Here is a 19,440-nt window from a genome sequence, read left to right as displayed (position 1 = left end):
AATGGTCAGCGAAAAATTGAACCTTTGGTACTGCGACACATTCGTCACCCAGCCGTGGCAGTTCTTCTTTCTGGTCCTGCCGCTGGCGGGCGCCTTTCTCTATGGTCGTGATCAGAAGAAAATCGCCTGGATTTTGATCGCGGCCTGGGTCGTCATTCAAATCACCTTGTCGGGGCTGACCAATTTCGTCTTCGACTGCAATATGGAATAAGCGTCCAGCCAGACGACAGTCAAAAAAAGCCCCGGATTTCCGGGGCTTTTGTTGTTTCGGAGGAGAAATAACTCATACCATTTCCGGTTGAATAGCTCGCGTGGGGACTTGTCACTCCCGACGGGCCGAAGGCCCGATCGGGAATCCAGAGCCACAAAAGCGCTGGTTTTGCCCAGAGCCCGTCATTGCGAGCGAAGCGAAGCAATCCAGGGCAGCGATGCGGCTCTGGATTGCTTCGTCGGCTCCGCCTCCTCGCAATGACGGCGGTGAGTCCCTGTGTGTCCAAACGGCGCGAGCGTCGAGAATGACGCCGACCCAATCAAGCGGATCTCGTATCACAGCACCACGACATTCGTCCCGATCTTCACGCGGCTGAAAAGGTCGGTGACGTCGTCATTGGTCATACGGATGCAGCCGGAAGAGACGGCCTGTCCGATGGTCCAGGGCTCGTTCGAGCCGTGGATGCGGAACATCGTGTCCTTGGCGCCCGAGTAGAGATACATGGCGCGCGCGCCGAGGGGGTTCTCTTCGCCGCCGGCCATGTGGCGCGGCAGATCGGGACGGCGCTTCAGCATTTCCTTCGGCGGCGTCCAGCCAGGCCAGGTTTCCTTACGGCCGACGCGGACGCGCCCCTTCCAGGTAAATCCTTCACGGCCCACGCCGATCCCGTAGCGCACCGCTTGTCCATCGGCGAGCGACAGATAGAGGTAGCGGTTTTCCGTATCGACGGTGATCGTGCCGGGGCGTTCCTTCGTCGGGTCGGAGACCATCTCGCGCGTTACGGTGGGATAGTCCCGCTGCACGCGCATGTCGTCCGGCTGCTCGTAGGAGGCCTGTTGGCGGCCGTAAGAGGCGTCCTCATTTCCAGCCGCGGTGGGACTCGGTTCTTCGAAAAGCGCCAGGAAACTACGGTCTTGCGCCGAGGCTTCTGTTGAGAAGGCGCCGGCAGTCAGCATGAAGGCCGCGGCGGCGAGAGGCCGGAAATCGAAAAGATGCATTTGAATAGCTCCCCAGACTTATCTGGGCAGGAAAATGCCGGAGCCTGGCAAAGCGTTCCATATGCCTGCGCACATTGGCCGATAGGGTAAAATTTCCTTCAAAATATCAAAATCGCAATCCAGCGTCAGGGCGCGGCGGGTTTCCACGAATAATCGTCCGCTCGATTGGGACGCGGCGATTGATCGCCTCCCTCGATGAACACATGCCGCGCGAGCGCCTGCGCGTCGGCGCCGGCGGGCGCCGGGGCAGAGGCAGGCGCGCGTCGCGCCAGTTCCGGCGCCCCGGCCGGGTTCGGCGCGCCAGTCAAAGTCTGGACAGGTCCGATGGCGGGGCGCTCGGGAAGCGCCGGGGCCTCGCTCGAGAGAGGCTTTTCCGGCGAACGGAAAATGAGCGGGGCGGAGGGGGCGGCCGCCGACGCGGGCGGCTGCGCTTTTGCCGCCGGCGCGTCAGGAGCGGCTTCCAGTTCCGGCTGCTTGCGCTCGTCGTAAAGCTTCTTGATTTCAGTGGCGACGAAATGCGCGACGCTGAGCGCGCCGGCCTCGGTGAAATGCACGCCGTCCGCCGTGCGCAGCTTGACGATCTGCCCGTTGATGTCGGGGCCGAAGGCGTTGAACCGGCCGCGCTCGTCAGCGAGCGCTTCCCAAAGATCGACGTACATCCCGTCGTTCTTGGCGACCTCCTCACGGAAGAGATCGTTGAGCTTTCCCATGTCGGCGGAAAAACTCTCGTTCTTCATCATCGGCAGGCCGACCCAGACCACCGGAATTTTCTTTTCCCGGAACGGCGCCATCACGGCGTTGATGCGGGCGGCGTAGGTCTCGCGCCAATGCGCAGAGAAGGGCTCGTCGCTCTGCGCGCCCTCGCGTAGCGACTGCCTGTCATTCGAGCCGATCATCATCACGGCGACGTCGATCTTCTGCGTCCCGTTGGCGATGTCTTTCGCCGCCTTCGGCCAGTCGTAGAAATCGCTGCGCACGAGGCCCGAGCTTTCCTTGCCTTTGCGCAATATTCCAATCTCGGGCTTGTCGGCGAAGGTCTCCTCCAGCCCATTGGCGAGCAATATGCCCAGCGTATCGCCCATCACGGCGACGAAATAAGTCGCCGCGACCTCGGGCGTCTCGCGCTTTGCCGCTTCGCCCGCGCCCGGCGACGGCTCGCTGCGCTTCACGGCGCGTTTCGGCGTGGAGCGCGCCGCCTCGCCGCCGCGCCAATAGGTCGGCGGCCGGTTTTCCTGGTGCGGCATGATCCGGCGCACGCGCGGCTCGTCGGCGGGGCGCTGAACCGGCGCGCGCTTGAATCCGAACAGGCCGCCGAAGAAATCGGAAAAGGGGTCCTGCGCCAGGGAGGCTTCCGGGCTTGCAAGGAGCGCGGCGAGGGCGATCGCAGCGAGCGCCAGCGCGCGGCGCAACGTGACGGCATGATCGTTCCGGTGCTCGGCCATGTGGAAAGTATAAAGGGCTTTTTCGCAGCTTCGCAAATAGCCGCTTGACGCGCGGGCGCGCATTCGCCCCAATTCGCCCGACTCGACCAAGGGGATTCCCATGACAGGCTCTGTTTTTCGCCGCGTTGTTTTTCACCTGGCGTTATTTTGCCTCGTCGGCGCTACCTCGGCCTTTGCCGCGCCGCGCGAGCACGACCAGCCGGCGGAGTTTCGCGTGCCGCCTTACTCGGGGATTTTGCCTCTGTGCTCGGACCCGCTCGTGCTGACGGAAATCACCTCGAGCTTTGGCAGCCGGGAGGCCGAATATTGGAATTCCGGCCTCGTGATCGAGGGCTATGAAAGCGCCTCCGAATTTGGCTATCGCACCGATGGGCTGAGCTATATTCCGCGCCGCTACTGCCGCGCCGAAGCCTATTTCAACGACGGCAAGCGCCGCCGCGTTGTCTACAACATCGGCGAGGATCTGGGCTTCATCGGCATCGGTTCGGGCGTCACCTGGTGCGTCGAGGGGCTTGACCGCAACCACGCCTTCAGTCCGAATTGCCGCGCGGCCGGACCTTGAGCCCGACCGCTCAACAAAGCGGCTCCGAGGTTTTCCGATGACCAGCATTTTTTTGACTGCCGCGCGCGCGGCGGCGTTTTGCGTTGCTTTCCTCTTTCTGGCGCCCGCGAGCGCCAAGGACGACGATTGTATCCTCGATCATTGCGCGGATCGGCTTCCGCCAAAGCCGCAAGAGGCAACGCCCGCGCCTGCTCCTGAAGCGAAGCGCGACGCCGGTTTCCGGGGCGGCGCGCCCTCAAAGGATTTCGATTTCTACGTGCTCGCCTTGAGCTGGTCGCCCGGCTTTTGCGACAGCGTCGGCGGCTCGCATGATCAATGCGAGCCGGGGAAGGGGCTGGGCTTCGTCGTGCATGGGCTGTGGCCGCAATATGAGCATGGCTTCCCCAGCGATTGCGACGGTCCGCGCACGCCATCGCGCATCGCTCTGCAGCGCGCCGACGGGCTCTTCCCCGACGAGCGCCTCGCGCGCTACGAATGGCGCAAGCATGGAACCTGCAGCGGCAAGAGCCCGAGCGACTATTTCGGCGACGTGGCCCGCGCGAGAGAGGCGGTGACGATTCCCGCGGCTTTCGTGAGGCCCAAAAGCGATCAGACCTTCACGCCCATCGACGTCGAGCGCGCCTTCTACGACGCCAATCCGCGGCTGCGGCCGGGCATGATGGCGGTCTCCTGCCGTCGCAACGTCTTCGAGGAAGTGCGCATCTGCTTATCGAAGGATCTGCGCGAATTCCGGGCCTGTCCCGAGGTCGTGCAGCACGGGTGCCGCCAGCGAGAGATTTCGGTGCCGGCGCCTTTGTGAATGTCATTCCCGCGAAAGCGGGAATCCAGGGCAGACATAACGAGCGCGTGGATTGACGCGCGCGCCCGCGTCGGCGCTTGCGGCTCGGCGGCAACCGGCCGATAGAACGGCATGAACTATCGCCACGGTTTTCACGCCGGCAACTTCGCCGACGTCTTCAAGCATGCGCTGCTTACGCGCCTGCTCGCCTATCTCTTGCGCAAGGACGCGCCTTTCCGCGTCATCGACACCCATGCCGGGGAGGGCGCCTATGACCTCGCCGCCGACGAGGCCGAGCGCACGCTGGAGTGGCGCGGCGGCGTCGGGCGCCTTGCCGATCTCTCCGGCGCGGACGAAGAGACGCGCGCGCTTCTCGCGCCCTATCTCGATTGCGTGGGCGTCTTAGACGCGGAGGGGCGGCCGGGGCTCTATCCCGGCTCGCCGCTCATCGCCGCGCGGATGATGCGCGAGCACGACCGCGCCATTTTTTGCGAGTTGCGCCCCGACGCCTTCGAGGCGCTGCGCTATCGCTTCGGACGCGACGCGCGGGTGAAGACGATCCATATCGACGGCTACACCGGGCTCAGCGCCTATGTGCCGCCCAAGGAGAAGCGCGGCCTCGTGCTGATCGATCCGCCATTCGAGCGGACGGATGAATTCGACGCGATGTTCTCAGCCTTTCTGCGCGCCTATCGCAAGTGGCCGAATGGCGTTTATGCGCTCTGGCATCCGTCGAAGGACGCCATCGCCGAGCGCGCATTTCTGGGTCGCTTCGCGCGCGAAGGCGTGAAACGCGCGTTGCGTCTGTCGCTCGCGGTTGCGCGCGGGGGCGAAGGTTTGCGGCGGACGGGATTGGTTGTCGTCAATCCGCCTTTCGTCTTCGAAGAGGAGGCGCGAAAAATTCTTGCATTCCTTGCGCCGAAACTGGCCCAGGGCGAAGGCGCGGGCTTCGAGATCGATCGCTTGACGGGGGAGTGACGTCGTTTCCGATTGAAAGCTCGCATTGCGGGAGGGTCATTCCCGGCGGGCTGAAAGCCCGACCGGGAATCCAGAGCCACAAGAGCGCTAGTTTCGCTCTGGATTCCCGATCGCTCGCTGCGCGAGCGTCGGGAATGACAACGAACCGCGATTTGAGGGCTGAGGTGAATCATTCGCCGGAACGAGCGCGCCTAATTGCGGGACAAGATGTCGCGCCCAATACATAAGATGAAACGAATTCTCATCTCGATTGTTTACCTGTCGTTGCGAGAGTGTCTCTCGCGAACGGGTCAATCCATCATTAGCGCGACCTGTCATCGTTATACTCGGATGCATTATTGTGGAGGCATTTCGTATGTATTCCATGAGCATTCACAAGCGTGGCCCAGTCGAAAAGATCGCCCGTTTTTTTATGTGCGCACTCTTCTTCGCGAGTCTCGCCACTCCAGCTAACGCCGGATTCTTTGAAGAGCTTTTCGGCCTGGGCGGCGCCGATGAGGCGCGCAGCGCGCCGCGGCCGCAAGCGCGCGTCCAGCACAGCGCCACGCGACGTCATTCTTTCACTTTGCGTTTCGACAATTCTCCAAAAAAGAATGCGCGAGAGCGCGCTCACGCGATGGAAACCGCCGAAGGCTCCGATTCGACGGGAGCCAGGCTGTCAAAACCCTTATTTTGCGGGGCGGAGCCGCTTCAGCCCGCCGCGGCGGATAAATCCCTTCTGCGCTTGCACGACGCAACCTTGCGGGCGGGCGATAGCGTCGTGACGCCAACGGGGATCGTGATATTCCGAGGCCGCGTCGGCTGCCCGCACAGGGATGAGGATTTTATCGCGCTCGCTGATTCGCGCCTCCCACGGCAAAAACGCGACGCGCTTCTCAGCCTCGAGCGTACATTGCCTTCACTCCAGCCGGAGGACGGCGCCAAAGCGGAAAAGCTTACCGAGCTAAAAGTAGCCGGGGAGGGCCATCCCTGACTTCCTTGCGCAGGGGCGCGCGGTCAGGATAAGGAACGCGCCGACGTTCAGAAAAACGGCGGTGGTCCGCAAATGATGATCCTTCGTTACTCCCCCGCCTCGCCCTATGCGCGCAAAATTCGCATTGTCGCCGATCTGGTCGGACTTGCCGGCCAGATCGACGTCGTTTCGGCCAGCACGACCGATCCGGACGACACATTGCGCAGCCAAAATCCACTGGGCAAAATTCCGACGCTTATTCTGGCCGACGGAACGGCGCTCTACGACAGCCGCGTGATTGCCGAATATCTCGACCATCTGAGCGGCGGAAAAGTCATTCCATCCGAGCCGCAGCGCCGTTTCGAGGCGCTGCGCCTGCAGGCGCTCGGAGACGGGATCAACGACGCCGCGCTGCTGATGCGCTACGAAACGGCCATGCGCCGCCCCGAGCTGCGCGATCAGGAGGCGATCGACCTCCAGCAGGGCAAGATCGACCGCGCGCTTGCCGTGCTTGAAGCCGCGCCGCCGGTCGGCGACATCACGATCGGCCAGATCGCGGTCGCCTGCGCGCTCGGTTATCTCGATCTGCGTTTTGAAGGCGCATGGCGGGCCAAATATCCCAAGCTCGTCGCCTGGCTTGTGGATTTCTCGGCGCGCGCGCCGGCGTTCGAGGCGACGAAGGCGTAAATTCTAAAAACGCCGGAGCGAGCGATCGCTCCGGCAAATTGTTGAGGAGAGCGCGTCAGGCCTTCTTCCCGGCGATCTCCGCCGGCGGCGCCCAGACGATAGCGCTCGCGGCGCTTGGCCCGCTCACGCCGGGTATGCGCAGGCGCTGGCCAGGATAGATCTTGTCGGGGTCCTTCAGCATCGGCTTGTTGGCCTCGAAAATCTCTTTGTAACGTGCGCCGTCGCCATAATTCTCCGCGGCGATCTTCCAGAGCGTATCGCCTTGCTTCACAACATAAAGCCCCGAGGGGGATTCCGGGTCGGCGTCGGGAGCGATGAGATTGTTCTCGACCTGCGCCACGCCCTTGGTGTTGCCGACCGCCAGGACGATTTTCTCGAGCGTGGCGCGTGAATCGACTGCGCCATTCAGCGTCACCTTGCCGCCGTCAACCTCGATGTCGACGCCAGATACGTCGAAGCCGTGGGCTTCCAATTCCTTCGTCAACGCCTCGGCCGACGCGGCCGAGGTTTCCGTCGCGCCCGCCGGAGCGGGGGCCGCTTTGCTCTTGCCGGTAAGAAAATCCAATAAGCCCATGATCAAATGCCTCCCTGAGAGACGACGCTCTTCGCGACGCCCCTTTATCTAGGAGGCGCCCCGCCGCTGGGACAGGGCCATTCGTCACAGGGCTGCGTGTCCGCTTATGCTTCGCCCGTCGCGGAGCTTCGGCCGCGCCCGGCCGCCTTTTTCTCCGCCCGCGCTTTGTCCCTGGCGATCGCCTTCGCCCGGTTCTCCGCGACGCGGGGCGCGAGGCTCGGATCGGCCGCGACGGCCTCGGCAATCAGCCGGTCGGAAGCCGTCTCGATGTCGCTTTGCAGCTTCTCGAAAAATTCGCGCGTCGGCAGACCCGGCGGGATGGGCGGCAGGAACTCGATCACCACTGTGCCCGGATAGATCAGGAATGAGCGCCGGGGCCAGAACAGGCCGGCGTTGAGCGCCACGGGCAGCACCGGCACTTTGGCGGCGGCGTAGAGATGGGCGACGCCGATCTTATACGCCGGCGGCGCGCCAGCCGGGCGGCGCGTGCCTTCCGGAAAGATGAAGAGCTGGCGTCCCTGTGCAAAGAGCGTCTTCGACTTCTCGATGAGCTGCGGCAGCAGCTTGCCGCCCTTGGCGCGGTCGATGGCGATCTGCTCCGCGGCGAGCAGATACCAGCCGAAGAAAGGCAGCCAGACCAGCTCATGTTTGAGGATGTAGCTGAAGTCCGGGAATTGGGTCGGCAGGACGAAAGTGTCCCAGATCGACTGATGCTTCGAGGCGACGATCACCGCGCCTTTGGGCTTGTTTTCGAGACCGCGGAACTCGACCTTCGTGCCGCAAATCTTGTCGAGCAGCCACAAAGACACGCGGCCCCAGGTGCGTCCGAGTTCCTGCGAGACCTGCCGGCCCATGAAAAGGCCCGGCAGCCAGATCAGCATCAGCGCGACCATGGCCAGGAAGAAGAGAATCTGGAAGACGAGCGAACGCAGAAAGATCATGGGGCGGCGCTTCCTTGCGGCAGACCCGCGCCTTTTACGCCAGCGGCGCCCGGCTTAACAAGCCGCCGGAAAATGGACCGCGCGCCTTCAGGCGCGCATTCTACCAGCGAGCCTGAAGGCGCGCGCCGTTTGTTGGCAAACCTCCGAGGCGGCCTCGTCCTTCGAGACGCGAGCTTCGCTCGCTCCTCAGGATGAGGCCTAAGTGTTTGGCCTAGAAGCAGAAGTCCCTCATGCTGAGGAGGTTGCGCAGCAGCCGTCTCGAAGCACGAGGGGCGTCATCGCCACTTTGTCAAACAGTCTGAGCGAGCCTGAAGGCTCGCGGTCCTACGGCGACGCCGGCTCCCCTCGCAGCGCGGTCATATCGGGGCCGGTCTCGTTCTGGCGCAGGGTGATGCGCGCGAGGGCGCCGAGATATTTGAGATATTCGCCGCCCACGAGCCTGATGACGCCAACGTCGCTCGCCCAGCCGGCGACGTTTACATGATCGCTCACAACCGGGAAGGGGTGCAGCGTCACCTCCGGCAGCGCGGCCGAGAGCTCGGCGAGGGCGCGCGGCATATGGTAATTCGAGGTCACGACGATGAGCGAATGGGAGATATTGCGCGTCTGCGCCCACTCGCGCGTTTCCCGAGCGTTGCCGATCGTGTCTTGCGCCTGATAGCCAAGATCGACGCAGCAATCGAACAGCCTGTGTGAGACGGGCAGCAATCTCGCCAGAACCGAGCTGCGGGTCGCCCGATTGACGCCGGTGATGAGCATGCGGTTCGCCTGGCCGCGCGCCAGAAGCTCGGCCGCCTCCTGCACGCGGTCGGACCCTCCGGTGAAGACGACGATCCCCTCCGCCCTGACCGTCAGGCGCGGCTCGTTGCGCGCCAGCGAGAGCGCGAACCAGACATATCCCGCGACAAAAAGCAGAAATCCGAACGCAAGGCCGCCGAGTGCGACGAGGCCGACGGCGCGCCCGATATTGGCCTGTCCCGTGCCTGCCTGACGCGCTGGCCCCGCCACCCTGCCTCCCTCCCGCCGGTTTCGTCGACCGCGCATCGAGGCGCGGTTTCTGGACAGATATATGGTCATAAGGCGGCGTACCGGATGATCGCCGTCATCCCAGCCGCCTCAAGTAACGGAACACGATCGCCTGGGACAGAAAGCCGGTGAGAAGCGCAATGCCGCCCGCGAGCAAAAGGATCGTGACAACGCCGTCGACGCCGATGGAGAAGTCCCCGAACATCGCCTCCATTTGTTCCCCGCCCGCCGTCGCGCGCCAATGATGCGTCAAGGCGCGCGCCAGAAAGAGAAAGCCGATCGCTGCGCCGCCGCCGATCAGCGCGCCGCGGAACCCCAAGGCGAGAAAGCGGCGCTGGAACTCGCGCGCGATAAAAGTGTCGGCCGCGCCGACGATATGCAGCACTTCGACGATCTCGCGGTTGGTGGCGACGGCTGCGCGCGTCGCTGATGCAACAGCGATGCCCATGGCGCCGAGGATGAGGACGAAAATCATCGTCGAGACGGCGACGGCCGCGCGCGCCATATCTCCGAGACGTTCGAGAAACAGGCGGTGATCGTCGAGCACGGCGTTGGGGACAGCCTCGGTCAGCTCCGCGCGTAGAACCAAGAGATCGGGCCGCTGCTTGGGATCGAGCTTCACCACGATCATGCGCGGCGTGGGAAGCTCGGAAAGGTCGAGGCCCTCGCCGAGCCAGGGCGACAGCAGCGATTCCGACTCGGCTTTCGTATAGACCTGCGCCTCGCGCACGCCGGGGGTTTTTCGCAAAAGTTCGGCCGCCGTCGCGAGATCGGCGTCGATGTCGCGACCCGGCGTGGGCCGTACCTGGACGCTGGCTTCGCTCGACGCCTCGGCGCGCCATTCGACGCTCGCCTGAGAGACGAGCAGCGCCGCGCCGGCGGCGAGGGCCGCGAGGAAGGTCATGATCGCAATGACGATGACGAGCGAGCGGCCCGCGACAGAATCGGTCGGCACGAGCGGCGAGCGGAAGGCGGCGGCGTCCTCCTCGGCGGCGGGCGCCGGCGGGCGCAGGACGCCGGCGCGCGCGAGGAGATCGGCGACGAAAGGCGGCAGCTCCATTCGCCTCACTCGAAAATATGCAGACGGCCGTCCGCGAGCACGAGGCGCCGCGCGGCTTCATATTGGTCCATCAGGCTCAGATCATGCGTCGCGATCACCACCGCCGTCCCGGATTTATGCAGCTCCACAAAGAGCCTCAAAATGCGGCGGGCGAGAGTCGGATCGACGTTTCCGGTCGGCTCGTCGGCGAGCAGGAGCTTTGGCTGCGAGATCAGCGCCCGCGCGATGGAGGCGCGCTGCTTCTCGCCGCCCGAGAGCACGGTGGGCAGGCTATGCTTGCGCTCGCCGAGGCCGACCCATTTCAGGAGCTCGATGACCTCCGAGCGATAGCTTGCCTCCTCGCGCCCCAGAACGCGTAGCGGCAGCGCCACATTCTCATAGACGGTCAAATGGTCGAGAAGGCGGAAGTCCTGGAAGACGACGCCGATCCGCCGGCGGGCGTCGGCGATCTCATCCGTCTCGAGCGTCGCCGCGTCCCGGCCGAAAATATTGATAAGACCGCGCGTCGGCTTCAGCGCCATGATGATGAGCCGCATCAGCGTCGTCTTGCCGGCGCCCGATGGGCCGGTAAGGAACTGGAAGGACCGCGGCGCGATCTGGAAGGTGAGGTCGCGTAGGGTTTCCGGGCCGACGCCATAGCGCAAGCCGACATTCTCGAAGCTCAGCACCGGTTTGCCGCTCCAGGCGATCGAGCCGCGTCAAAAGCGGCGGTTGGGTTGCTGGGAATCAGCGTCGAAGGATAGCAGTTCACGCGCTCTTAACCATAACAGCGCCTAATGGACGCAGGGCCATCGGGTGAATGGCGCGCTGGTATCGTTAGCCCAGATACCTCCCCTTTACGGGGAGGCCGCCGGGTGGGGCTCGCGCCGCAACGGTAGCGGTGGGGCTTTGCCCCATCCGACCCCGCTTACGCGGGGCCACCCTCCCCGTAAAGGGGAGGGATCGGCTGACGTCCGGCATTCATCCGGTTGCCCTGCCGGTGGCGACGGCTCGCCGATCAGCGTTGCGACAGCGGGAACCTGAAATGAGCTTTACTCGAGAGGACATCCACCGGAGCAGCGCGCGGCGGGAAATCGCGGCCGAAGCCTCGAGCGAGTTCCCGCACGCTCCAAGCTATGAGGAGATGTGGGGCAGGCCCTCGCGTCCCGTCGCCCATCAGGCGCGGCAGGTCAAGCGGGACCGCGCGCCAATCGTGGCCGCCATCATCGCGATCATCATGGGCGCCACGGCGATGATCGCCATGCGGGAGCGGATCGTCCGCATCGCCCCGCCACTCGCGTCGAGCTATCGCGCGCTCGGCATGCCGGTCAATCTCGCGGGGTTGGAGCTGCGCGAGGTGCGCTCGCGCATCGTGATGGACGGCGCGCGCCGGGTGCTCGTTACCGAAGGCGAGATCGTCAATATCCGCCGCGAGCGCAACGCCGTTCCCGCCATCTCGCTCGCCGTGCGGGGGGCGAATGGCCTCGATCGCTACCGCTGGACGACTTCGGCGCCGAAGTCGCGGCTGGACGCCGGCGAGAAGATCGCGTTCCGCGCCCGCCTTGCGTCGCCGCCGGAAGACGGCGCCGAGGTGCTGGTCCGCTTCGCCAAGCTGGAGGCGCAGAAGGGTCGAGCGTCAGACTAAAGCCGGCGATCGCTTCACGCGCGCGCGCAGGGCGCGGATTTTGATCCCCATAAGGTGCAGCGCGCCCGCGAGCGCCGCGCCATAGACGATCCCCCCCGCCGCTCCCAAAACGACCAGCGCCGCGAGATTGGCCTGAGAGCCGAAATGCGCCCCGAAGGCCAGCGCGGGCGCCCGGCCGAAAGCCGCGACCATCGCCAGCAGCGCGCAGCCGACGACGGTCGCCGCCAGGGTCTTGGCGAAAGCGCGGTCGAAGTCGACAAATCCTCGCTCGATGGCGATCGCCAGGAGCGCGCCGAGATTGACCCAGACCTGGACCGAGGTCGCCGTCGCGAGCCCGACGGCGCCGAGCGGCTGGAAGAGCACAACTTTGAGCGCGACATTCACGGCGAGCGCCGCGAGCGCGATCTTCATCGGCGTCGCCGTGTCGCCGCGCGACTGAAAGCTCGCCTTTGCAGACGCGATCAGCACCAGCGCCATCAGCCCGCCGCCGTAAGCGGCGAGCACGTCGCCGGCGGCAATGGCGTCGGCGGCGGTAAATCTGCCGCGCATAAAAAGCCCGGCGACGATGAGCTCCGGGATTGTCACGAAGGCGATGAAGAAGGGCGCGGCGAGCGCGATGGTCAGCGCCATTGTGCGGCTCTGCGCTTGATGCGCGCCGTCGACGTCGCCGGCGGCGATGCGGCGGCTCATCTCGGGGAGCAGCACCGTGCCTGCCGCAATCCCGATGACGCCGATGGGAAGCTGATACAGCCGCTCGGCATAGGAGATCGCCGATACGCCGCCATCCGCGAGCATGGAGGAGAGAATCGTATCGGCGAAGACGGCGATCTGCGGGCTGGCCGAGCCGATCACAGCCGGGCCAAGATTGATGAAAAACTCGCGCACGCGCGGCCAATGCGGCTTACGCAGGCCACGCAACACGCCGATGCGCCGCGCCCCCCACATGAGGAGGCCCAATTCCAGCGCGCCGGAGATGGTGACGCCCCAGCTCGCCGCATAGCCGGCGTTCGGAAAGAGAAAGGCGACGGCGAGCGCCGCTATCACCGTGAGATTCATGAGGTTTGGCGCAAAGGCCGGCAGCGCGAAACGGCCATGGGCGTTGAGCGTGCCCATGTGCAGCGCGAAGAGCGTCATGAAGAGGAGGTAGGGAAAGGTGATGCGCGTCAGGCTCACGGCCAGCGCGAATTTCTCCGGCCGATCGCCGAGCCCCGGCGCCAGCAGCCCGACGAATTGCGGCGCAAAAAGCCAGACGAGCGCAAGCAACACGATCTGCGAGACGAGGAGCAGCGTATAGACCTCGCCCGCGAATTCCTCGGCCGGTTCGGGGCCGTCCTGTTCCAGCGCCTTGGCGTAGCAGGGGATATAAGCGGCGTTGAAAGCGCCCTCGCCGAAGATGCTGCGGAAGCTGTTGGGCAGGCGCTGGGCAATGAAGAAAGCGTCGGAGACGACGCCCGCGCCCATAATCGCCGATTGCATCGCGAGCGACAGAAAGCCCGTGAGCCGCGAGAGCAGGGTGAAGCCGCCGACCGAGAGAAGATTGCGAATCATTGCCTGCCTTTTAACAGGATCATTCTCGAAATCAGCGTCTCTTCCGCTGCCGGTGGCGCGCCGCGTGGAGAATCTCTAATTTCAGGATCTGGCGTTTCTCGGGCGCGCCGCGTCGACTGGATTAGCAATATGAGATCAAGCCTGCTCCTTGCCATACCTTTGCTTGCAATGACCGTTCTTCCCGCTGCGGCGCTACGCTGCGGCTCGGAGCTTGTCGTCGAGGGGCAGTCCAAATTCGAGGTGCTGCAGCGCTGCGGCGCGCCGGCCTATACGGATGAACATACAGAATATCGGGCCGGCCGGACGAACCCGACCATACCGAGGCCGCTCGACTCGCTCGAGCAAACCTATCCCCTTCCCGTGGCGCGCGAAGTGCGGATCGAGCAATGGGTCTATAATTTCGGCCCGACCCGGCTCATGCCGACGCTCACCTTCGAGAACGGCCGTCTTATCAAGATCGAGACGCTCGGCTACGGGAGATAGCCGCGCGCCGCCTCAGACGTGGCTGGGGGTGACGCGGTTGCGGCCCGAGGATTTCGACGCATAGAGGCAGGAGTCGGCGCGTTTGATGAGTTCGTCGGGCGTATCATTGGCGCGCGACTGGGCGACGCCGAACGACGCCGTTATTTTCTGGGTCTGCGGCTTGCCGGCGATCTTCCAATTATTGCCATAGAGCCATCGCCGCATTTTCTCGGCGACCGCGACGGCGGCCTCGATGTTGGCGTGGGGAAGGATGACCGCGAATTCCTCGCCGCCGAAACGGGCGACGGTGTCTTCCGCGCGCACATGCTTCTGCATCTGATCGGCGAACATCTTCAGCACCTCGTCGCCCGCAAGGTGCCCATGCTCGTCATTTATGCTCTTGAAGTGATCGAGATCGGCCAGGATCAAGCTGATCGATGTTGCGCGCCGGTTGGCGTCCGCCAGGACATTGGCGAGCTTGGCGTCGAAATATCGCCGGTTAAAGGCCGACGTCAGAGTGTCCTTCTGAGTCTCGGCCTGCTTTTCCGCCAGCTCGAAGCGAAGCTTGCTGATCTGATCGCGCGAGTTGCGCAGGCTTGCCTGATAGGCCTCGGTCTCCTTCAACATCTTCTGGTTTTCGGAGATGAGGAATTCGATGGCGGATCTCAGGCGTTCCGGGCTGCTCGCTTTCGCGAGCTCGGCGCTGCCTCTGAGCACGGAATCCGCAAATTTCTGATTGCGTTCCGCATAGCCCTGGAGGAGATCGATGATGGCGCCGATCCCCTCGTCGAGCTGGCCCCGCATGATCGCGAGCTTGGCCGGCGTGATTTTCGAGGCGCTCGATTTTTCCGTCACCAGTATCGTCCCGCCGATCATCGTCAGCGCGATCAGGGCGAGATTCCGGGTCAAGGCGAAAGGCTCGTGAACGACCTTGATGATCCTGCCGTCGGCTGTGGTTTCGGTCGTCCAGGACTGGACCGCCCACGACCAAAGGCTCGAAATGTCCGACGCGCCTTGCGCTTGCGCCTTCACCGTCATTCCAGCGAAGAACGCCGCGCAGAAAATGAGCGCGAAAATCGAAAGTAAGGGGGCGATGGACCGTAGGGATTTCACGGGGCTTCCAATTCGCTCGACAACCAAAAGAAAGAAGAAGGCCGACGCATGGGGATCCGACCCGACACGCCGGCGTCCGCTTCCCGACTGCAGGAAGGAATCGGGAAGCATCGGCGAGGATGGATCGGTAGCCTTGCTGGAAGCTGACGCTCCATTTCAAGGCCATCCCCAAAACGGGGATTTATCGCGCTCTTGTTAAGCAAGCGCTAATGAGTTGGGCAATGCTGATAATAGCCGCCCGTGAGCTTGGTCACGCGCCCGGCGGCGTCGGCGCTCCACCGCAGGTTGCCACTGCGTCGGCATTTGTCGTTCAACCCCGCGCCGCGAGCGTAAGTCGCGACGCGCTCCGGCGCGGCGGCGCGGGTGAAGCCCTGCGCGGCCAGGGCATCCAGAAGGTCCGACTCGGCGAAGCCCGCGGGAAAGGCCCGATCGAGGCGGGCGAGGAAGATTTCTTGATCCGCTTCGGTTTTCGAATCCGGCAGATTTTCGAGAAGCGGGGGCAAGGGCGCTTCGGCCCCGAACCAGACGAGGCGTAGCCCGAAAGCGAACGCCAGGAAAAGCAGGGCCGAGAAACCGAGAATAATTCCCAGCCGAGAGCCGGCGGGGCGTGCAGTGGTCGTCATGATCGGATCAAAATACCACTGTTCTACCCTGAGAGCGACTGTCCTTCCGGCTAGCCGACCGAGCGCCGCTCCGGGGTAAGGAAGGGGAAACCAAACCGGCAAACATGTGAAATCCAATCGGTTTATCCGCGCGAAACACAATACGGGCGCGTTTTCGCAATAGTCTTGGACCGCTGATCAGGCATTATGGCCAAGCTTACGTCGGCTCGAGGCACAATCAGGCCGGGGCGCGGCGGTGGGCGGCGCGAGAGCAGGAGGAGCCACGCAAATCCCAGGGCGGATGCCCGGTCTGGGAAAAATTACGGATCAGACAGATGCGTTGTTCGACGTCTCGTAGTTTCCATTGCAGATATGTCGCAGGAGCTGAAATATGTCCGACGTTAGCCTCGAGCCGCAATTTCAGGAAGACTCTGTAATCTATATCAGCGACATGAGCGCCGAGCTCGCCGACATGGCGATACGGTCCCAGTTGCCGACGGTCGCCCATCTTCTTCAACTGGCCAGAATCGAAGCCCTATCCGTGCTCGACAGAATTCCTGGCCCGAACGGCGCCGATCAATCCAGCGGCGACAAAGCCGCCGCTTGAGCCGCGAGACGCAGTTGCGTGGGTGAAGGCGCGGCGCGCCTTCCTCATTCTTTGGCGCGTCCCGATTGCTTGTTTGCTTCCACCCGCTCCGCCACGAGATAAAGCGGCCGTCCTTTCACCTCGTTGAAGATGCGCGCGACATATTCGCCGAGCACGCCGAGCGAGATGAGCTGGACGCCCGAGAAGAAGGCGATCGAGACGACGAGCGTCGGAAAGCCGGGCGTATCGACGCCGAACAGCATGGTCCGCACCCAATAATAGCCGGCGAGGCCCAGCGCGAAGATCGAGATCGCGAGCCCCACATAGGTCCAGACCTTGAGCGGGATCGAGGAAAAGGACATCAGCCCGTCCAGAGCGAAGCTGACGAGACGGGTGAAGTTGAATTTCGATACGCCGCTCGCCCGCGCGTCGACCTCGAAAGGCACGCCGATCGATTTGAAGCCGATCCAGGCGTAGAGGCCTTTATTGAAACGGGCGCGTTCGCGCATGGAGAGCAAGGCGTCGACCGCCTGCCGATCGAGCAGACGAAAGTCGCCGGCGCCGGGCGGTAGCGAGACGTCGCCGAATTTTGCCAGCAGCCGGTAGAAAACCTCCGTGAAGATGGTGCGCATCTTCGGGTCGCTCGCCCGGTCCGTGCGTTGGCCATAGACGTTTTTATAGCCCTCGCGCCATTTCTCGACGAATTGGATGATGACCTCGGGCGGATGCTGCAGGTCGGAATCCATGATGACGGCGGCGCGGCCGCGCGCATCGTCGAGACCCGCCGCAATCGCGACCTCCTTGCCGAAATTGCGCGAGAAGGAGAGGGCGCGAAAACGCGGCTCCTGCGCGCACAGGGCGCGCAATTCTTCCATGCTGGCGTCATGCGAGCCGTCGTCGACGAAGATCGCTTCGAAGCTCACGCCCGCCTGCGCCAGCGCATGCGTAAGCCGCGCCGCAAGCGGGCGCAAATTGGCGCGCTCGTTGAAGACAGGGATGACGACCGATATATCAGGGGTCTCGATGGTGTCGCTCATGACGCAGGCTTCAAGCAGAAATTCGTGGCGCGGCATAGATGGGAGGCGGGATGGCCAAGGCAAATGAGCGGATCGTCGCGCTTTGCGCGGATGATTATGGCCTCTGCCAAGGGGTTTCGGTCGGCATTTTGAAAGCGCTCGACGCCGGGAGGTTGACGGCCGTCTCGGCGCTGGTGAACGGATCGCATTGGCCGGCGATGGGCCGCGATCTGCTGCGCCATTGCGAAAACGCCGACGTCGGCCTGCATTTCAACCTCACGCTCGGCCGCCCGCTCTCGCCCATGCCGAAGCTTGCGCCGACCGGGGCGTTTCCCGCGGTCCGGCAGGTCATTGGCCTCGCTATGGGCGGCAAGCTCCCCATGGAGGAGATTCGCGCCGAAATAGAGCGCCAGCTCGACCGTTTCGAGGCGGTGATGGAGCGCCGGCCCGATTTCGTCGACGGGCATCAACATATCCACGGGCTGCCGGGGATTCGCGAAGCGCTGCTCGACGCCATGGCGGCGCGCAAGCTCGCCGGCCGCGCCTGGGTGCGCGACGCCGCCGATGGGCCGCACCGCATCGCGTTGCGCCGCGCCCATATCGGCAAGGCGCTCGCTGTGCGCGCCCTGACCTCGGGCCTGCGCCGCGCCGCCAAATGGCGCGGCTTTGCGGTGAACGACGGTTTTTCCGGCTTTTCCGATTTCGATCCGGGGAAGGATTACGCCAAGGCCTTCGAGACCTTTCTGCGCGCGCCAGGGCGGCGTCACCTCATCATGTGCCACCCGGGCCATGTGGACGACGAGCTGAAGGCGCTCGACCCGGTGACGATCACGCGGGAGCAGGAGCTGGCGTTTCTGTTGTCGCCGCGCATGCCGGAGATGCTGGAGAGGCGGGGGCTGAAACTCGGGCGGCTGAGCGCGGCGTTGAGGTGATCGAACGGACCGCGCGCCTTCAGGCGCGCATTTTTTTGAGCGCGCCTGAAGGCGCGCGGTCCAGCGGTCAGGCTATTTCTATGTCGAGCCCGAGATCGAGCACTTTCGCCGAATGCGTCAGCGCGCCGACCGAGATGAGATCGACGCCGGTCTCGGCAATCTCGGCGACGGTGTCGAGCGTGACGCCGCCCGAGGCTTCGCAGATCATTCGGCCGCCGACCATTTCAACGGCTCGGCGCAGATCGTCGGGTGTCATATTATCGAGCAGCACGGCGTCGGCGCCCTCGGCGAGGACGTCTTTTAGCTGAGCGAGCGTGTCCACCTCGATCTCGATCTTTACGAGATGGCCGACGAAGCGCTTCGCCGCGCGCAGGGCGGGGACCACGCCGCCGGCGACCGCGATGTGATTGTCCTTGATGAGCACGGCGTCGTCGAGGCCGAAGCGGTGATTGGCGCCGCCGCCGCAGCGCACAGCGTATTTCTCGAAGGCGCGCAGCAGCGGCGTCGTTTTGCGCGTGTCGCAGACCTTGGCTTTCGTATGGGCGATGCGGGCGGCATATTGGGCCGTGAGCGAGGCGACGCCGGAGAGCCGGCCCAGATAATTCAGCGCGACGCGCTCGGCGGAGAGAATGGCGCGCGCCGGCCCGTCGATGCGTGCGACGATGGCGCGGGGGACCACATTGGCGCCGTCCTCGAGCCACGCCTCGAAGCCGATATTTTGATCCATCCGCCGGAAGGCCGCGCGCGCCAAGGGCAGGCCGGCGATGACGCCCGTCTCCCGCGCGGCGATGACGGCGCGGGCCGTGGCGCGCGCGGGGATCGTGGCCTGCGTCGTTATATCGCCGGCGCGGCCGAGATCTTCCGCCAGAGCGGCGGATATGGCGTCATCGATGAGAAGTGGTGACAGGTTGAAGCTCATGCGCCGTCTCCGATGAGCCACTCTGCTTGCCGCATCCCTCCCTCCCCCTTGCGGGGAGGGGCAGGGGTGGGGGTCGACAATCTCGGGCATGAATGCGGCCGGGCCCCACCCGACCCGGCTTCGCCGGGCCACCCTCCCCGCGAGGGGGAGGGATGGGGATCACGGGCGAGATTGTCCTTGGCGCGGTTGCGAAGGGCGTCTCGCGCTCGCGCATCTAAGTTACGTATCGCCGGCGCCCGCAGCATCCCTCCCTCCCCCTTGCGGGGAGGGGCAGGGGTGGGGGTCGACAATCTTGGGCGTGACTGGGTTCGGGCCCCACCCGGCCCCGCTGCGCGAGGCCACCCTCCCCGCAAGGGGGAGGGATGGGGATCGCGGGCGAGATTGTTCTCGGCGCGGTTGCGAAGGGCGTCTCTCGCTCGCGCATCTAAG

The 19,440-nt window shown here is 64.4% G+C and carries 22 protein-coding genes; 10 read left to right on the top strand and 12 right to left on the bottom strand.

From position 1 onward, the window contains the following. Position 1 precedes the first annotated feature (1 nt). On the top strand, positions 2 to 211 hold the full coding sequence (locus tag QNA11_RS05650; protein ID WP_202071595.1) for a hypothetical protein: 210 nt from the start codon (positions 2 to 4) through the stop codon (positions 209 to 211). 335 nt (positions 212 to 546) lie between these two features. On the opposite strand, the gene QNA11_RS05645 is transcribed toward QNA11_RS05650, so the two are convergent. Beyond that, complete coding sequence (locus QNA11_RS05645; protein WP_283482269.1) at positions 547 to 1,209, bottom strand: L,D-transpeptidase; 663 nt, start codon at positions 1,207 to 1,209, stop codon at positions 547 to 549. 125 nt (positions 1,210 to 1,334) lie between these two features. Then, a complete protein-coding gene (locus QNA11_RS05640; RefSeq protein ID WP_283482268.1) occupies positions 1,335 to 2,753 on the bottom strand; it encodes an SGNH/GDSL hydrolase family protein in 1,419 nt (472 codons plus the stop codon). Here QNA11_RS05640 and QNA11_RS05635 point away from each other — a divergent pair. The 5 genes from QNA11_RS05635 to QNA11_RS05615 all read left to right on the top strand — a co-directional run bounded on the left by QNA11_RS05635 (position 2,752) and on the right by QNA11_RS05615 (position 6,608). Further along, positions 2,752 to 3,213, top strand: coding sequence for a hypothetical protein (locus QNA11_RS05635; RefSeq protein ID WP_202071597.1), 462 nt, complete (start codon positions 2,752 to 2,754; stop codon positions 3,211 to 3,213). The genes QNA11_RS05640 and QNA11_RS05635 overlap by 2 nt on opposite strands. 37 nt (positions 3,214 to 3,250) lie before the next feature. Continuing rightward, positions 3,251 to 4,012, top strand: coding sequence for a ribonuclease T2 family protein (locus QNA11_RS05630; RefSeq protein ID WP_283482267.1), 762 nt, complete (start codon positions 3,251 to 3,253; stop codon positions 4,010 to 4,012). A 111-nt stretch (positions 4,013 to 4,123) separates the two neighbouring features. Further along, entirely contained in the window at positions 4,124 to 4,969 is an 846-nt protein-coding gene (locus QNA11_RS05625; RefSeq protein WP_283482266.1) for a 23S rRNA (adenine(2030)-N(6))-methyltransferase RlmJ, read from the top strand. 250 nt (positions 4,970 to 5,219) lie between these two features. Continuing rightward, the gene (locus QNA11_RS05620) at positions 5,220 to 5,942 is read left to right on the top strand and encodes a hypothetical protein (protein WP_283482265.1); all 723 of its coding nucleotides are present in this window, start codon (positions 5,220 to 5,222) and stop codon (positions 5,940 to 5,942) included. Between the two features lie 72 nt (positions 5,943 to 6,014). Beyond that, positions 6,015 to 6,608, top strand: a complete 594-nt coding sequence (locus tag QNA11_RS05615; RefSeq protein WP_283482264.1) for a glutathione S-transferase — start codon at positions 6,015 to 6,017, stop codon at positions 6,606 to 6,608. A gap of 55 nt (positions 6,609 to 6,663) precedes the next feature. Here the strand turns inward: QNA11_RS05615 and lysM are convergent, their stop codons facing one another. The 5 genes from lysM to ftsE all read right to left on the bottom strand — a co-directional run bounded on the left by lysM (position 6,664) and on the right by ftsE (position 10,877). Continuing rightward, positions 6,664 to 7,182: a peptidoglycan-binding protein LysM gene (gene lysM, locus QNA11_RS05610; RefSeq protein ID WP_283482263.1), complete on the bottom strand. Its 519-nt coding sequence runs from the start codon at positions 7,180 to 7,182 to the stop codon at positions 6,664 to 6,666. 104 nt (positions 7,183 to 7,286) lie between these two features. Beyond that, a complete protein-coding gene (locus QNA11_RS05605; protein WP_283482262.1) occupies positions 7,287 to 8,123 on the bottom strand; it encodes a lysophospholipid acyltransferase family protein in 837 nt (278 codons plus the stop codon). A gap of 324 nt (positions 8,124 to 8,447) precedes the next feature. Next, entirely contained in the window at positions 8,448 to 9,131 is a 684-nt protein-coding gene (locus tag QNA11_RS05600) for a YdcF family protein (RefSeq protein WP_281927462.1), read from the bottom strand. A 94-nt stretch (positions 9,132 to 9,225) separates the two neighbouring features. After that, positions 9,226 to 10,209 carry a cell division protein FtsX gene (locus QNA11_RS05595; RefSeq protein WP_281927463.1) on the bottom strand — a complete coding sequence of 328 codons (984 nt, stop codon included), beginning with the start codon at positions 10,207 to 10,209 and terminating at the stop codon, positions 9,226 to 9,228. A 5-nt stretch (positions 10,210 to 10,214) separates the two neighbouring features. Next, complete coding sequence (gene ftsE / locus QNA11_RS05590; protein ID WP_202071607.1) at positions 10,215 to 10,877, bottom strand: cell division ATP-binding protein FtsE; 663 nt, start codon at positions 10,875 to 10,877, stop codon at positions 10,215 to 10,217. Between the two features lie 356 nt (positions 10,878 to 11,233). Between ftsE and QNA11_RS05585 the strand changes: the two genes are divergently transcribed. Continuing rightward, a complete protein-coding gene (locus QNA11_RS05585; protein WP_283482261.1) occupies positions 11,234 to 11,833 on the top strand; it encodes a hypothetical protein in 600 nt (199 codons plus the stop codon). Here QNA11_RS05585 and murJ read toward each other — a convergent pair. Next, positions 11,825 to 13,381, bottom strand: coding sequence for a murein biosynthesis integral membrane protein MurJ (gene murJ / locus QNA11_RS05580; protein WP_283482260.1), 1,557 nt, complete (start codon positions 13,379 to 13,381; stop codon positions 11,825 to 11,827). The genes QNA11_RS05585 and murJ overlap by 9 nt on opposite strands. Positions 13,382 to 13,510: 129 nt before the next feature. On the opposite strand from murJ, the gene QNA11_RS05575 reads away from it, so the two are divergent. Then, positions 13,511 to 13,864, top strand: coding sequence for a DUF2845 domain-containing protein (locus tag QNA11_RS05575; protein WP_283482259.1), 354 nt, complete (start codon positions 13,511 to 13,513; stop codon positions 13,862 to 13,864). A gap of 12 nt (positions 13,865 to 13,876) precedes the next feature. Here QNA11_RS05575 and QNA11_RS05570 read toward each other — a convergent pair whose 3' ends face one another. Next, the gene (locus QNA11_RS05570) at positions 13,877 to 14,956 is read right to left on the bottom strand and encodes a sensor domain-containing diguanylate cyclase (RefSeq protein WP_283482258.1); all 1,080 of its coding nucleotides are present in this window, start codon (positions 14,954 to 14,956) and stop codon (positions 13,877 to 13,879) included. A 206-nt stretch (positions 14,957 to 15,162) separates the two neighbouring features. After that, on the bottom strand, positions 15,163 to 15,579 hold the full coding sequence (locus tag QNA11_RS05565; protein WP_283482257.1) for a hypothetical protein: 417 nt from the start codon (positions 15,577 to 15,579) through the stop codon (positions 15,163 to 15,165). A 370-nt stretch (positions 15,580 to 15,949) separates the two neighbouring features. On the opposite strand from QNA11_RS05565, the gene QNA11_RS05560 reads away from it, so the two are divergent. Further along, positions 15,950 to 16,165 carry a hypothetical protein gene (locus tag QNA11_RS05560; protein WP_202071613.1) on the top strand — a complete coding sequence of 72 codons (216 nt, stop codon included), beginning with the start codon at positions 15,950 to 15,952 and terminating at the stop codon, positions 16,163 to 16,165. A 44-nt stretch (positions 16,166 to 16,209) separates the two neighbouring features. Here QNA11_RS05560 and QNA11_RS05555 read toward each other — a convergent pair whose 3' ends face one another. After that, complete coding sequence (locus QNA11_RS05555) at positions 16,210 to 17,181, bottom strand: glycosyltransferase family 2 protein (RefSeq protein ID WP_283482256.1); 972 nt, start codon at positions 17,179 to 17,181, stop codon at positions 16,210 to 16,212. A 50-nt stretch (positions 17,182 to 17,231) separates the two neighbouring features. Here QNA11_RS05555 and QNA11_RS05550 point away from each other — a divergent pair, with 50 nt between their 5' ends. Beyond that, positions 17,232 to 18,092, top strand: a complete 861-nt coding sequence (locus QNA11_RS05550) for a ChbG/HpnK family deacetylase (protein ID WP_283482255.1) — start codon at positions 17,232 to 17,234, stop codon at positions 18,090 to 18,092. A gap of 67 nt (positions 18,093 to 18,159) precedes the next feature. On the opposite strand, the gene nadC is transcribed toward QNA11_RS05550, so the two are convergent. Further along, entirely contained in the window at positions 18,160 to 19,011 is an 852-nt protein-coding gene (gene nadC, locus QNA11_RS05545) for a carboxylating nicotinate-nucleotide diphosphorylase (protein WP_283482254.1), read from the bottom strand. Between the last annotated feature and the right edge of the window lie 429 nt (positions 19,012 to 19,440).

It is taken from the genome of Methylocystis sp. JR02 (genome assembly GCF_030063565.1).
Classification (GTDB): domain Bacteria; phylum Pseudomonadota; class Alphaproteobacteria; order Rhizobiales; family Beijerinckiaceae; genus Methylocystis; species Methylocystis iwaonis.
The sequence above is the reverse complement of the archived record's forward strand: the minus strand, read 5'-3'. Positions and strand labels throughout refer to the sequence as shown.